This window comes from Pseudomonas solani (assembly GCF_026072635.1).
GTDB lineage: Bacteria > Pseudomonadota > Gammaproteobacteria > Pseudomonadales > Pseudomonadaceae > Metapseudomonas > Metapseudomonas solani.
In genome coordinates this window covers 3,230,209-3,244,175 of record NZ_AP023081.1, presented here as the reverse complement: position 1 = coordinate 3,244,175, position 13,967 = coordinate 3,230,209, and the positions used below count along the sequence as shown (strand labels likewise).

12 protein-coding genes and 1 pseudogene are annotated in these 13,967 nt (G+C 66.2%); 10 read left to right on the top strand and 3 right to left on the bottom strand.

Features of this window, described 5'->3' with window-relative positions:
- The first annotated feature begins 149 nt into the window (after positions 1 to 149).
- The 4 genes from PSm6_RS14720 (at position 150) to PSm6_RS14705 (ending at position 3,621) form a co-directional block, all read left to right on the top strand.
- On the top strand, positions 150 to 947 hold the full coding sequence (locus PSm6_RS14720) for a hydroxymethylpyrimidine/phosphomethylpyrimidine kinase (protein ID WP_021222004.1): 798 nt from the start codon (positions 150 to 152) through the stop codon (positions 945 to 947).
- Entirely contained in the window at positions 944 to 1,573 is a 630-nt protein-coding gene (gene thiE / locus PSm6_RS14715; protein ID WP_021222005.1) for a thiamine phosphate synthase, read from the top strand. The genes PSm6_RS14720 and thiE overlap by 4 nt, the downstream gene beginning before the upstream one ends.
- A gap of 33 nt (positions 1,574 to 1,606) precedes the next feature.
- Positions 1,607 to 2,896, top strand: a complete 1,290-nt coding sequence (gene hemL, locus PSm6_RS14710; RefSeq protein WP_021222006.1) for a glutamate-1-semialdehyde 2,1-aminomutase — start codon at positions 1,607 to 1,609, stop codon at positions 2,894 to 2,896.
- Positions 2,897 to 3,072: 176 nt separating this feature from the next.
- Positions 3,073 to 3,621, top strand: a complete 549-nt coding sequence (locus PSm6_RS14705; RefSeq protein WP_021222007.1) for a tetratricopeptide repeat protein — start codon at positions 3,073 to 3,075, stop codon at positions 3,619 to 3,621.
- Between the two features lie 291 nt (positions 3,622 to 3,912).
- Here PSm6_RS14705 and PSm6_RS14700 read toward each other — a convergent pair whose 3' ends face one another.
- Positions 3,913 to 4,242 carry a DUF1820 family protein gene (locus PSm6_RS14700; RefSeq protein ID WP_021222008.1) on the bottom strand — a complete coding sequence of 110 codons (330 nt, stop codon included), beginning with the start codon at positions 4,240 to 4,242 and terminating at the stop codon, positions 3,913 to 3,915.
- 128 nt (positions 4,243 to 4,370) lie between these two features.
- Here PSm6_RS14700 and miaB point away from each other — a divergent pair, with 128 nt between their 5' ends.
- The 5 genes and pseudogenes from miaB (at position 4,371) to lnt (ending at position 9,758) form a co-directional block, all read left to right on the top strand.
- Positions 4,371 to 5,711 carry a tRNA (N6-isopentenyl adenosine(37)-C2)-methylthiotransferase MiaB gene (gene miaB / locus PSm6_RS14695; RefSeq protein WP_043244993.1) on the top strand — a complete coding sequence of 447 codons (1,341 nt, stop codon included), beginning with the start codon at positions 4,371 to 4,373 and terminating at the stop codon, positions 5,709 to 5,711.
- Between the two features lie 90 nt (positions 5,712 to 5,801).
- On the top strand, positions 5,802 to 6,824 hold the full coding sequence (locus tag PSm6_RS14690) for a PhoH family protein (protein ID WP_037022330.1): 1,023 nt from the start codon (positions 5,802 to 5,804) through the stop codon (positions 6,822 to 6,824).
- Entirely contained in the window at positions 6,817 to 7,275 is a 459-nt protein-coding gene (ybeY, locus tag PSm6_RS14685) for an rRNA maturation RNase YbeY (protein WP_265170449.1), read from the top strand. The genes PSm6_RS14690 and ybeY overlap by 8 nt, the downstream gene beginning before the upstream one ends.
- A gap of 21 nt (positions 7,276 to 7,296) precedes the next feature.
- Complete coding sequence (locus tag PSm6_RS14680) at positions 7,297 to 8,136, top strand: CorC family transporter (protein WP_021222012.1); 840 nt, start codon at positions 7,297 to 7,299, stop codon at positions 8,134 to 8,136.
- Between the two features lie 102 nt (positions 8,137 to 8,238).
- Positions 8,239 to 9,758 (top strand): annotated as a pseudogene (gene lnt / locus PSm6_RS14675) (apolipoprotein N-acyltransferase).
- 54 nt (positions 9,759 to 9,812) lie between these two features.
- Here lnt and PSm6_RS14670 read toward each other — a convergent pair.
- The gene (locus PSm6_RS14670; RefSeq protein WP_265170448.1) at positions 9,813 to 10,574 is read right to left on the bottom strand and encodes a YdcF family protein; all 762 of its coding nucleotides are present in this window, start codon (positions 10,572 to 10,574) and stop codon (positions 9,813 to 9,815) included.
- A gap of 26 nt (positions 10,575 to 10,600) precedes the next feature.
- Complete coding sequence (locus tag PSm6_RS14665; RefSeq protein WP_265170447.1) at positions 10,601 to 11,044, bottom strand: hypothetical protein; 444 nt, start codon at positions 11,042 to 11,044, stop codon at positions 10,601 to 10,603.
- Positions 11,045 to 11,285: 241 nt separating this feature from the next.
- Here PSm6_RS14665 and leuS point away from each other — a divergent pair, with 241 nt between their 5' ends.
- On the top strand, positions 11,286 to 13,907 hold the full coding sequence (gene leuS / locus PSm6_RS14660; RefSeq protein WP_265170446.1) for a leucine--tRNA ligase: 2,622 nt from the start codon (positions 11,286 to 11,288) through the stop codon (positions 13,905 to 13,907).
- The last annotated feature ends 60 nt before the right edge of the window (positions 13,908 to 13,967 follow it).

The following is a 13,967-nucleotide window of genomic DNA, read 5'->3' as shown; positions in this document are numbered from 1 at the left end:
AGAACGGCACTTACAAGGTATGACACGGGAAGACGCAAGGGCGTGTTCCTGCCCCACCCTGGGGCAGGTTGTCGCAGAGACCTTTTGTCCGACAATGCGCACGGGCCGGCCGGGCTCCGGGCGTTGGAAAAGTGATAAGCTCGCGCACCATGAAAAAGCCCATCTCCCGCCCCATCGTCCTCTGTCTTTCCGGCCACGACCCCAGTGGCGGCGCCGGTCTCCAGGCGGACATCGAAGCCCTGATCGCCCAGGGTTGCCATGCCGCCCCTGCCGTGACCGCCCTCACTGTGCAGGACACCGTCAACGTTTCCGACTTCCGCGTGCTCGACCGCGAGTGGGTGCTGGCCCAGGCCCATGCGGTGATCGCCGACCTGCCGGTCTCCGCCGTCAAGCTGGGCATGCTTGGCTCGGTGGAAATGGTCGAGACGGTCCTGGAAATCATGCAGTCCCTGCCGGGCGTGCCGCTGGTCTGCGACCCGGTGCTGCGCGCGGGCGGCGGTGGCGCCCTGGGCAAGGACGAAGTCGGCTTCGCCATGCGCGAGCGCCTGCTGCCGGTCGCCACCCTGGCCACCCCCAACCTGCCGGAAGCACGCATCCTCGCCGAACTGCCCGAAGGCACCGCCGACCAGTGCGCCGAGAAGCTGTTGCCGTTCGTCCGCCACCTGCTGATCACCGGCGGCCATGGCGACGAGACCGAAGTGCACAACCGCCTTTATTCCCGCGATGGCAGCCAGCACACCTTCACCTGCCAGCGCCTGCCGGGCAGCTATCACGGCTCCGGCTGCACCCTGGCCAGCACCCTCGCCGGCCGCCTGGCCCTCGGCCAGGACCTGGTCAGCGCCGTGGAAACCGCCCTCGATTACACCTGGCGCACCCTGCGTGACGCCGAGCAGCCCGGTCAGGGCCAGTTCGTGCCGCGCCGCCTGCCCCTGGACTTCTGCTCATGAAGCTGCGCGGTCTCTATGCCATCACCGACAGCGCCCTGCTCGCTGACGGCCGCTTGCTGCCCTACGTCGAGGCGGCGCTCAAGGGCGGCACCCGACTGCTGCAGTACCGCGACAAATCCGGTGACGACGCCCGCCGCCTGCGCGAAGCCGACGCCCTGCGCGAGCTGTGCGCGCGCCATGGTGCGCAGTTGATCATCAATGACGATGCCGAACTGGCCGCGCGCCTGAGCGTCGGCGTGCACCTCGGCCAGGGCGACGGCTCCCTCGCCGCCGCCCGTGCCCTGCTCGGCCGCAACGCCATCATCGGCGGCACCTGCCACGCCAACCTGGAATTCGCCGAGGCCGCGGTGCGCGAAGGTGCCAGCTACATCGCCTTCGGTCGCTTCTTCAACTCCAACACCAAGCCCGGCGCCCCTGCCGCCACGCCCGAGTTGCTGGACGAAGCCAAACGTCGCTTCGCCCTGCCGCTGGTGGCCATTGGCGGCGTGACCCAGGACAACGCCCCCGAGCTGATCGCCCGTGGCGCCGACCTGATCGCCGTGATCCACGCCCTGTTCGCCGCCGACAGCCCCGCCGAAGTGGAGCGCCGCGCGCGCGCCTTCAGCGCCCTGTTCGATCCGGCCTGAGCCCCGTACACCCGTTTTCAGAGAGAGCCTGACATGTCCCGTTCCGAAACCCTGTTCGCCAACGCCCAGAAACACATCCCCGGTGGCGTCAACTCGCCGGTCCGCGCCTTCAAGAGCGTCGGCGGCACGCCGCTGTTCTTCAAGCACGCTGCGGGCGCCTACGTAACGGACGAGGACGACAAGCGCTACGTGGACTACGTCGGCTCCTGGGGCCCGATGATCCTCGGCCACAGCCACCCCGACGTGCTCGACGCCGTGCGCCGCCAGCTGGAGCACGGTCTCTCCTACGGCGCCCCGACCGCCATGGAAACCGAGATGGCCGACCTGGTCTGCTCCCTGGTGCCGTCCATGGAGATGGTGCGCATGGTCAGCTCCGGCACCGAGGCGACCATGAGCGCCATCCGCCTGGCCCGTGGCTACACCGGCCGCGACAGCATCATCAAGTTCGAAGGCTGCTACCACGGCCACTCCGACAGCCTGCTGGTGAAGGCCGGCTCCGGCCTGCTGACCCAGGGCGTGCCAAGCTCCGCCGGCGTGCCCGCAGCCTTCGCCAAGCACACCCTGACGCTGCCCTTCAACGACATCGACGCCGTCGAGAAGATGCTCGGCGAAGTGGGCCAGGACGTGGCCTGCATCATCGTCGAGCCGGTGGCCGGCAACATGAACTGCGTCCCCCCGGCCCCGGGCTTCCTCGAAGGCCTGCGCCGCCTGTGCGACCAGCACGGCGTGGTGCTGATCTTCGACGAGGTGATGACCGGCTTCCGCGTCGCCCTCGGCGGTGCCCAGGGCTACTACGACGTGACCCCGGACCTGTCCACCTTCGGCAAGATCGTCGGTGGCGGCATGCCCGTGGGCTGCTTCGGCGGCAAGCGCGAAATCATGTCGCAGATCGCTCCGCTGGGCCCGGTCTACCAGGCCGGCACCCTATCGGGTAACCCGCTGGCCATGGCCGCCGGCCTGACCACCCTGAAGCTGATCAGCCGCCCCGGCTTCCACGCCGAGCTGAGCGACTACACCAGCCGCATGCTCGACGGCCTGCAACAGCGTGCCGATGCCGCCGGCATTCCCTTCGTCACCACCCAGGCGGGCGGCATGTTCGGCCTCTACTTCAGCGGTGCCGACGACATCGTCACCTTCGACGACGTGATGGCCAGCGACGCCGAGCGCTTCAAGCGCTTCTTCCACCTGATGCTGCAGGGTGGCGTGTACCTGGCGCCCAGCGCTTTCGAGGCCGGCTTCACCTCCATCGCCCACGGCAATGCCGAGCTGGCCATCACCCTGGACGCCGCCGAGCGCGCGTTCGCCGAGCTGAAAAAGGCCTGACCGGCTTTACGCGGACGTTGCATCCGGGAGCCGCGCCTACGGGCCAGCGCCCGGATGCAAGGAAATCCGCGCAAAGACTTTGTAAGAAGCGCCTTGCTTATTTCATAATGTGACGGTCGGCGCGTTTCGCCGGCCGGGCCCGTCGCCCGCACTGCTTTTCGAGGCGCTGTGATTTCATGAACCGCACCGGCCGCATCCTGACCCTGGGCAGCCTGTTGCTCCTCTCCCCACTGCTGGCCGAAGCCGGCGGTAACTCCCTGCTGATCTCGGCCACCGGGCGCTGCAGCCTGAATACGCAACCCGAAGACCAGCAGGAAGCCCTCTCCAACTGCCAGCAGGCCGCCAAGGCCGGCGACACCGAGGCGCAGTACGAGCTGGGCGAGTTCTACTACGACGGCAAGCGCACCCCCCGCGACCTGCACCAGGCGCTCAACTGGTTCGAGCAAGCCTCCCTGAAGGGCAACGCCCAGGCACAGTTCCGCCTCGGCAACATGTTCTTCCGTGGCGAAGGCGTGCCGGCCAGCAACGTGCAGGCCTATATCGTGCTGAAGATGGCCGCAGTGAACGGCTCGGACGAGGCGATGGACACCGCCGACATGGTCTCCGGCCAGATGCGCGCCGACGAACTCGAGATCGCTACCCAGGTGCTAGGGCAGATCTTCCGCAACTACCTGATCGAACTGCAGACCGCCGACGGCGGCTCGCCTTTCTCGCCGTTGCCTTAGGAGCAGCTGGAAGCTGGAAGCTGGAAGCTGGAAGCTGGAAGCTGGAAGCTGGAAGCTGGAAGCTGGAAGCTGGAAGCTGGAAGCTGGAAGCTGGAAGAGCCTGGGGGATCGACGATGGTCGTCAACTCCAGGCTTTCTTGTTTTCGCAACCTGGACGTAGGGTGGACCACGCTTTATCGGTCCACCGCTCGGAGTCATGCCGAACACCGCTCCGCATGGGTTTCGCTACGCTCGCGGAACGCCGCCCGACCCACCCTACACACGACACTTCCAGCTTCAGGCTTCAGGCTTTCAGCTGCTCTTATCCGGCATCGGCATGGGGAACGGCATGACGTTGCCGGTGACCTTGGCTTCGCTGATCTTCGGGGTGCCGAGGCGTTCGACCTCGTCGATGCGGATGATGGCGTGCATGGGTACGAAGCTGCGCACCACGCCTTCGAACTGGGCCTTGAGCTTTTCTTCGCTGGGGTCGACCACCACCTGGGTGCGCTCGCCGAAGACGAATTCCTCTACCTCCAGAAAGCCCCACAGATCGCTCTGGTAGATCTGCTTGGCGTACATCTCGTACACCTGGCCCTGGTTGAGGAAGATCACCTTGTAGATCGGGTCGCGCTTGGTCATGGAGGAGGCGGCAGGAGGGGGAAGTTCGAGGGGCGCGAAGCATAGCACGGCTCCGGACGGTGGACGCTAGGAAGCCAGGCGCCTGCCGACTATAATGCGCGGTTCTTCGAACCACCCGACGAACGTGCATGGCCAAGAAGCTTTACATCGAGACCCACGGTTGCCAGATGAACGAGTACGACTCCTCGCGCATGGTCGACCTGCTGGGCGAACACCAGGCGCTGGAAGTGACCGAGCGCGCCGAAGACGCCGATGTCATCCTGCTCAACACCTGTTCCATCCGCGAAAAGGCGCAGGACAAGGTGTTCTCGCAACTGGGCCGCTGGCGTGACCTGAAGCAGCAGAACCCGCAGCTGGTGATCGGCGTCGGTGGTTGCGTGGCCAGCCAGGAAGGGGCGGCGATCCGTGATCGTGCCCCTTATGTCGACGTGGTCTTCGGCCCGCAGACCTTGCACCGGCTGCCGGAAATGATCGACGCGGCACGCAGCACCCGCGTGCCCCAGGTGGACATCAGCTTCCCCGAGATCGAGAAGTTCGACCGCCTCCCCGAGCCCCGCGTCGACGGCCCCAGCGCCTTCGTCTCGGTGATGGAAGGCTGCAGCAAGTACTGCACCTTCTGCGTCGTACCCTACACCCGTGGCGAGGAAGTCAGCCGCCCCTTCGACGACGTGCTCGCCGAGGTCATCCACCTCGCCGACAACGGCGTGCGCGAAATCACCCTGCTCGGGCAGAACGTCAACGGCTACCGGGGCACCACCCATGACGGCCGCATCGCCGACTTCGCCGAGCTGATCCGCGTGGTCGCCGCCGTCGATGGCATCGACCGCCTGCGCTACACCACCTCTCACCCGCTGGAATTCTCCGATGCGCTGATCCAGGCCCACGCCGAGGTGCCCGAACTGGTGAAGTTCGTCCACCTGCCGGTGCAGGCGGGCTCCGACCGCGTGCTCGCGGCGATGAAACGCAACCACACCGCACTGGAATACAAGTCGCGCGTGCGCAAGCTGAAGGCGGCAGTGCCGGATATCTGCATCAGCTCCGACTTCATCGTCGGCTTCCCCGGCGAGACCGAGAAGGACTTCGAAGCCACCATGAAGCTGGTGGAAGACGTCGGCTTCGACTTCTCCTTCTCCTTCATCTATAGCTCGCGCCCCGGCACCCCCGCTGCCGACCTGGTGGACGACACCCCGGACGAGGTCAAGAAGCAGCGCCTGATGATCCTCCAGGGCCGCATCCACCAGCAGGGCTTCGAGATCAGCCGACGGATGGTCGGCAGCACCCAGCGCATCCTGGTCAGCGATTTTTCCAAGAAGGACCCGGGCATGCTCCAGGGCCGCACCGAGAACAACCGCATCGTCAACTTCCGCAGTGCCAACCCGCGGCTGATCGGCCAGTTCGTCGACGTCCACATCGACGACGCCCTGCCCCACTCCCTGCGCGGCACCCTGATCAACGAGACCCTGCACTGAATTCCGAGATGCCCGAGCTTTCACAGTCGGGCACCTGGGTTTATTCTTCCTTTCCTATCCCTGCCGTTCGGCGGCCACATACAGACGACATTGAACGCACCCCTGGATTTGCACCGCTTCACCCTGGAACCCTTTGAAGCCCGTCGCTTCGCCAACCTTTGCGGCCAATTCGACGAGCACCTGCGGCTGATCGAACAGCGCATGGCCATCGAGATACGCAACCGCGGCAACCAGTTCGAACTGGTTGGCGACGCCCAGCGCACCCAGGCCACGGAAAACCTCCTGCGCCGCCTCTACCGTGAAACCGAAGCCAGCGAGCTGTCGCCGGACATGGTCCACCTGTTCCTCCAGGAAACCGGGATGGAGCAGTTGGCCAGCCCCGCCAAGGTCGACACCAGCGTCGCCCTGCGCACCCGCAAGGGCATGATCCGCCCGCGCGGCGCCAACCAGCAGCGCTACGTCAAATCGATCCTCGACCACGACATCAACTTCGGCATCGGCCCGGCCGGCACCGGCAAGACCTACCTCGCCGTCGCCTGCGCCGTGGACGCCCTGGAGCGTGAACAGGTCCGCCGCATCCTGCTGGTGCGCCCGGCGGTCGAAGCCGGCGAGAAGCTCGGCTTCCTGCCCGGCGACCTGTCGCAGAAGATCGACCCCTACCTGCGCCCGCTCTACGACGCCCTGTACGAGATGCTCGGCTTCGAGCAGGTGGCCAAGCTGATCGAGAAGCAGGTCATCGAGGTCGCCCCGCTCGCCTACATGCGCGGCCGCACCCTTAACAACAGCTTCATCATTCTCGACGAGAGTCAGAACACCACCCTCGAGCAGATGAAGATGTTCCTCACCCGTATCGGTTTCGGCTCAACGGCCGTGATCACCGGCGACATCACCCAGGTTGACCTGCCGCGCGGCACCCGCTCCGGCCTGACCCACGTGATCGATGTGCTGCGTGACGTACCGGGCATCGCCTTCACCCACTTCAAGTCCCAGGACGTGGTCCGCCACCCGCTGGTGCAGCGCATCGTCGAAGCCTATGACCGCTACGACAACCGCAACCAGCCCAAGCCCAAGCCTGCCGACAACGACCCGGGTGCGATCGACGCCGATGCTTGAACTCGACCTGCAACTGGCCAGTGAAGCCCCCGGGCTGCCCGGCGAAGCCGACTTCCGCCGCTGGTGCGAACTGGCCCTGCGTCAGCGCAGTGCCGACTCGGAGCTGACCATCCGCCTGGTAGACGAGCCCGAGGGCCGCGAGCTGAACAACACCTGGCGGCACAAGGACTACGCCACCAACGTACTGTCCTTCCCCGCCGACGTGCCCGACGAGTTGCTGGATATCCCGCTGCTCGGCGACCTGGTGATCTGCGCCCCGGTGGTGGCCCGCGAGGCCGCTGAACAGGGCAAGGCCCTGGACGCCCATTGGGCGCACCTGGTGATTCATGGCTGCCTGCATCTTCTCGGTTACGACCACATCGAAGATGAAGAAGCCGAAGAAATGGAAGCGCTGGAACGGGATTTGCTGGCTGAACTGGGCCACCCCGACCCCTACCGCGATGACGAATAAGAAGGCACCGAGCAAGGACATATGAGCGAAGATCGATCGAGCAACGGGCACAGGTCCTGGCTGGAAAAGCTGACCCAGGCCTTTGCCCATGAGCCGAAGAACCGCCAGGAGCTGCTGGAGCTCCTCCGCGAAGCGCACCAGAACAAGCTGCTGGACAGCGAAGCCCTGTCGATCGTCGAAGGTGCAATCCAGGTCGCCGACCTGCAGGTACGCGACATCATGGTGCCGCGCTCGCAGATGATCAGCATCAAGGCCAACCAGAGCCCGAAGGAATTCCTTCCGGCGATCATCGACGCCGCGCACTCGCGCTACCCGGTGATCGGCGAGGGCCTGGATGACGTGATGGGCATCCTCCTGGCCAAGGACCTGCTGCCGCTGATCCTCCAGGACCCGGAACGCCCCTTCGCCATCAAGGACATGCTGCGCCCGGCGACCTTCGTCCCCGAGTCCAAGCGCCTCAACGTCCTGCTCAAGGAATTCCGCGCCAACCACAACCACATGGCCGTGGTCATCGACGAATACGGCGGCGTCGCCGGCCTGGTGACCATCGAGGACGTGCTGGAGCAGATCGTCGGCGACATCGAGGACGAGCACGATGTCGAGGAAGACAGCTACATCAAGCCGCTGCCCAGCGGCGACTTCATCGTCAAGGCACTGACCCCGGTAGACGCCTTCAACGAATTCTTCGAAACCGATTTCTCCGAAGACGAATTCGACACCGTCGGCGGCCTGGTGATGGGCGCCTTCGGCCACCTGCCCAAGCGCAACGAAGTCACCCAGATCGGCGATTTCCGCTTCCGCGTGCTCAACGCCGACAGCCGCCGCCTGCACCTGCTGCGCCTCAGCCCGCTGTCCCGCTGAGACCAGGCCGCGCCCCGCTTCACGGCGTGGGCGCGGCCCGGCTAGACTGCGCCGCGACGAACTCCCCGGGCGCGACCGCGCCACCAAGCCCAAGGACTGTGCATGAACTGGATCACCCGCCCCGGCTGGCCGGGCAACCTGCTGGCCCTGACGGCCGGCGCGCTCACCCCGCTCGCCCTCGCGCCCTTCGATATCTGGCCACTCTCGCTGCTGTCCCTGGCGCTGTTCTACCTCGGCCTGCGCGACCTGGCACCCAAGGCCGCCTTCATCCGCGGCTGGTGCTACGGCTTCGGCCTGTTCATCGCCGGCACCAGCTGGATCTACGTCAGCATCCATGACTACGGCGCTGCCTCGGTGCCGCTGGCAGCCTTCCTCACCGGTGGCTTCAGCGCCGGCGTCGCGCTGTTCTTCGCCCTGCCCGCCATCGTCTGGGCGCGCTGGTTCCGCCGCAGCGAAGCGCCCCTGGCCGACGCCCTGGCCTTCGCCGCCCTGTGGCTGGCCCAGGAGGCCTTCCGCGGCTGGTTCCTCACCGGCTTCCCCTGGCTCTACGCCGGCTACAGCCAGCTCGACGCACCCCTGGCCGGGCTCGCCCCGGTGGGCGGCATGTGGCTGGTGTCCTTCGTCCTCGCGCTGACCGCCGCCCTGCTGGTCAACCTGGTGCGCCTGCGCACACGCCCGGGCTTCCTCGCTGCCGGCCTGGTGCTGCTGGTCGCCCCCTGGATCGCCGGCCAGGCCCTGAAAGGCCACGCCTGGACCAAACCCGCCGGCGAGCCGCTGAAGGTCGCCGCGCTGCAGGGCAACGTCGAACAGAACATGAAGTGGGACCCGGAGCAGCTCAACGCGCAGTTGGCGCTGTACCGCGACATGACCTTCAGCGCCGAGAAGGCCGACCTGATCATCTGGCCGGAAACCGCCGTGCCGGTGCTCAAGGAATACGCCGACGGCTTCCTCTCGGTGATGAACCGCTTCGCCCATGATCGCCAGGCCACCCTGATCACCGGGGTGCCGATCCGCCAGCTCAATGAGCGCGGTGAAAAGCGTTACTACAACGGCATCACCGTGGTCGGTGAAGGTGAAGGCACCTACCTCAAGCAGAAGCTGGTGCCCTTCGGCGAGTACGTCCCCTGCAGGACGTGCTGCGCGGCCTGATCGCCTTCTTCGACCTGCCCATGTCGGACTTCGCCCGGGGCCCGGCCGACCAGCAGCCGCTGCTGGCCAAGGGGTACCGCATCGCCCCGTTCATCTGCTACGAAGTGGTCTACCCGGAGTTCGCCGCCGGCCTCTCGGCCAACAGCGAACTGCTGCTGACGGTGAGCAACGACACCTGGTTCGGCACTTCCATCGGCCCGCTGCAACACCTGCAGATGGCGCAGATGCGCGCCCTGGAAGCCGGCCGCTGGATGATCCGCGCCACCAACAACGGCGTCACCGCGCTGATCGACCCCTTCGGCCAGATCACCGAAAGCATCCCGCAGTTCCAGAAGGCCACCCTGTATGGCGAAGTGGTGCCGATGCAGGAGCTGACGCCCTACCTGAAATGGCGTGCCTGGCCGCTGGTGATCCTCTGCGGCCTGCTGTTCGGCTGGGCCCTGCTGGCCAGCCGCATCGCCAAGACCGTCTGACCCCGCGCCCCGGCGCCACCGTAGCCCGGGCTTCAGCCCGGGACGCACGGAGGATCAGCGATAGACCAGCGGATAGGCGATCAGCCCGATCCACTCGTTGAGCAGCATGCCGCTCCTCCACACCGCCGGCGCTTCCGGCAGCCAGCCGCCGAAGGGTTGCGAGACCGGCACCCCGTAGGCGCCCATGGGCGCCGTCACCACCTCCAGCCCCACCTGCTCGAAGCACCAGCGCGCCCGTTGCATATGGAAGGCCTGGGTCACCAATACGACCTTGTCGATACCCTCGGCCTTGAGGATGCGCGCGCTTTCCACGGCATTTTCCCAGGTGGTGCGGCTGGTCCCATCCTGCCAGCGCACGGGCACGCCGAGCTCCTGCTCCAGGGTCCAGGCCATGATCGCCGCCTCGCTGGGCGGGGTGCCGTAGTGCAGGCCGCCGGAGGTCAGCACCGGCAGACCGCTGGCCTTGGCCAGGAACGCTGCATAGCGCACCCGCTCCATGGCCAGGAGGCTGGGCTGGTCTTCGCCCCAGGCGGGGTCGCCACGCATGCGCCCGGCACCGAGCACAACGATGGCCTGGGCACGCCCGGCCAGGCCGCTCCACTCATCCCGGGTCAAGGGCGCTTCGGTCTCCAGTGCCCGTGCCGACCACTCGACCACCACCGGCAGGCTCATCGCCCATAAGCCGCCGAAGCCCAGCACGAAGCAGCACAGCGCCAGGCGCGGGCTGCGTCGACGCAGCCACCAGCCGGCCAGCAGAAGCAGCAACAGGCCACCAGGCGGCAGCAGCAATTGTTTGAAGAAATAGCGAATGGGCATCGAGCACCTCCAAAGGTGCGCGAAGCCTAACGGGGATTACCGGTACGGAAAAGCTGCGAACCGCAGGTGGGGCAGGCCTGCACACCCTGGCCACGCTGCCAGCTGGCAGCCGCGCCGCAAAGTGCGCAAACCAGTTGCTGGCGCCGTTTGAACAGGGGTTTGGCGACACGTGGCGAGGGCGCGGGCGCCTTGGCGGCGGTGCGAGTGACCTTGGATTTGGCCGGCTGCTGCTCGATCAACGCCAGCTCTTCGGCGGCCGCGTGCCATCCACGCAGCCAGTGCAGGTCGTTGTCGAGGTAGGCGCGGATCAGTTCGAGCTCGGCGGGGGTCAGTCCCTTGAGCTCCAGCTCGCGGGGGTGTTCGTCACGCAGGCGGACGGCGGTGTCGGCTTCATCCAGGGCGAGCGCCAGGCGATGCAGCAATCGCTCGTAGAGCCCGCCCGCCGATTCCGCCCGCCGCAAATCGCCCATCTACCACCACCTCGTTACCGCATCCGACTTTTACAAAGCTAATGAATAGCTTAGCGCCAGGTGTCGAACCGGCAGGCTGCCGCGACAAACGGTGGGCCGTGCCCGGGCGGCGGACAATCAGGGTTTCCCTCAGCCGAGGGGGGTCATGTATGCTACGGCGCTCGAATTTCCTTTTCAGATCAGGCCTACCGAATCCGGGACAGCAGCGGATCTGAATGCCCTTTTCTCAGCGCAAGTAGCCATGCACGAAAACTACCAGCCCCGCGAAATCGAAGCCGCCGCGCAATCCCACTGGGATTCGCAGAAATCCTTTGTAGTCAGCGAACAGCCCGGCAAGGACACCTTCTATTGCCTGTCGATGTTCCCCTACCCGAGCGGCAAGCTACACATGGGGCACGTGCGCAACTACACCATCGGCGACGTGATCGCCCGCTACCAGCGCATGCAGGGCAAGAACGTCCTGCAGCCCATGGGTTGGGACGCCTTCGGCATGCCGGCGGAAAACGCCGCGATGAAGAACAACGTCGCCCCTGCCAAGTGGACCTACGAAAACATCGACTACATGAAGACCCAGCTGAAAAGCCTGGGCCTGGCGATCGACTGGTCCCGCGAGGTCACCACCTGCAAGCCGGATTACTACCGCTGGGAACAGTGGCTGTTCACCCGCCTGTTCGAGAAAGGCGTCATCTACCGCAAGAACGGCACCGTCAACTGGGACCCGGTGGACCAGACCGTACTGGCCAACGAGCAGGTCATCGACGGCCGTGGCTGGCGTTCGGGCGCGCTGATCGAGAAGCGCGAAATCCCGATGTACTACTTCAAGATCACCGCTTACGCCGATGAGCTGCTGAGCAGCCTGGACGACCTGGATGGCTGGCCCGAGCAGGTCAAGACCATGCAGCGCAACTGGATCGGCAAGTCCCGCGGCATGGAAGTGAGCTTCCCCTACGACGCGGCCAGCATCGGCCAGGCCGGGGTAATGAAGGTCTTCACCACCCGCCCGGACACCCTGATGGGGGCCACCTACGTGGCCGTGGCCGCCGAGCACCCGCTGGCCGCCATCGCCCTGCAGAAGCTGCCGGCCGACAAGGCTTCCGAGCTGCAGGCCTTCATCGATGAATGCAAGCGTGGCGGCGTCGCCGAAGCCGACATCGCCACCCAGGAAAAGAAAGGCCTGCCGACCGGCCTGTTCGTCGAGCACCCGCTGACCGGCGAGAAGCTGCCGGTGTGGGTCGCCAACTACGTCCTGATGAACTACGGCGAAGGCGCGGTGATGGCCGTGCCCGCCCACGACGAGCGCGACTACGAGTTCGCCGCCAAGTACGCCCTGCCGGTGAAAGCCGTGGTGCGCACCAGCGCGGGCGACGAGACCCCGGCCCCGTGGCAGCCCGCCTATGGCGAGCATGGCCAGCTGATCAACTCCGGCGAGTTCGACGGCCTGGACTTCCCCGGTGCCTTCGACGCCATCGAAGTGGCCCTGCAGAAGAAATCCCTTGGCCAGGCGCGCACTCAGTTCCGCCTGCGCGACTGGGGTATCAGCCGCCAGCGCTACTGGGGCTGCCCGATCCCGATCATCCATTGCCCGAGCTGCGGCGACGTGCCGGTCCCCGAGGACCAGCTGCCCGTCGTCCTGCCCGAGGACGTGGTGCCGGACGGCGCCGGTTCGCCGCTGGCCAAGATGCCCGAGTTCTATGAGTGCAGCTGCCCGAAATGCGGCACCGCGGCCAAGCGCGAAACCGACACCATGGACACCTTCGTGGAAAGCTCCTGGTACTTCGCCCGCTACGCCTCGCCCCACTACGACAAGGGCATGGTCGACCCGGCCGCCGCCAACCACTGGCTGCCGGTAGACCAGTACATCGGCGGTATCGAACACGCCATCCTGCACCTGCTCTACGCGCGCTTCTTCCACAAGCTGATGCGTGACGAAGGCCTGGTCAGCTCCAACGAACCGTTCAAGAACCTGCTCACCCAGGGCATGGTGATCGCCGACACCTACTACCGCACCACCGAGAACGGCGGCAAGGACTGGTTCAACCCGGCCGACGTCGAAGTCGAGCGTGACGCCAAGGCCAAGGTCATCGGCGCCCGCCTGAAGACCGACGGCCTGCCGGTGGAAATCGGCGGCACCGAGAAGATGTCCAAGTCGAAGAACAACGGCGTGGACCCGCAAGCCATGATCGACGCCTACGGTGCCGACACCTGCCGCCTGTTCATGATGTTCGCCTCGCCGCCGGACATGAGCCTGGAATGGTCCGACTCCGGTGTCGAAGGTGCGAGCCGCTTCCTGCGCCGCGTCTGGCGCCTGGGCCAGGCCCACGTCAACGCCGGCCTGCCGGGCAGCCTCGACGCCGCCGCCCTGAGCGACACGCAGAAAGAAGTACGCCGTGCCATCCACCTGGCCATCAAGCAGGCCAGCCAGGATGTCGGCCAGCACCACAAGTTCAACACCGCCATCGCTGCCGTGATGACCCTGATGAACGTGCTCGAGAAAGCCGCCCAGGAAACAGCCCAGGACCGCGCCCTGCTGCAGGAAGGCCTGGAAACCGTCGCCCTGCTGCTGGCCCCCATCACCCCGCACATCAGCCATGAACTGTGGCGCGAACTGGGCCACGCCGACGCGATCATCGATGCCACCTGGCCGAAGGTCGACGAAAGCGCCCTGGTGCAGGACACCCTGCAACTGGTGGTCCAGGTCAACGGCAAGCTGCGCGGCCAGATCGAAGTACCGGCCGACGCCAGCCGCGAGGCCGTCGAGGCCACCGCGCGGGAAAACGAGAACGTGCTGCGCTTCACCGAGGGCCTGACGATCCGCAAGGTCATCGTGGTGCCGGGCAAGCTGGTCAACATAGTCGCCAACTGATTGAGCCCGGGGCCGCGTGTGGAGCGCGGCCCCGGTACGTTCGCCAAGGGGAAAACAAAG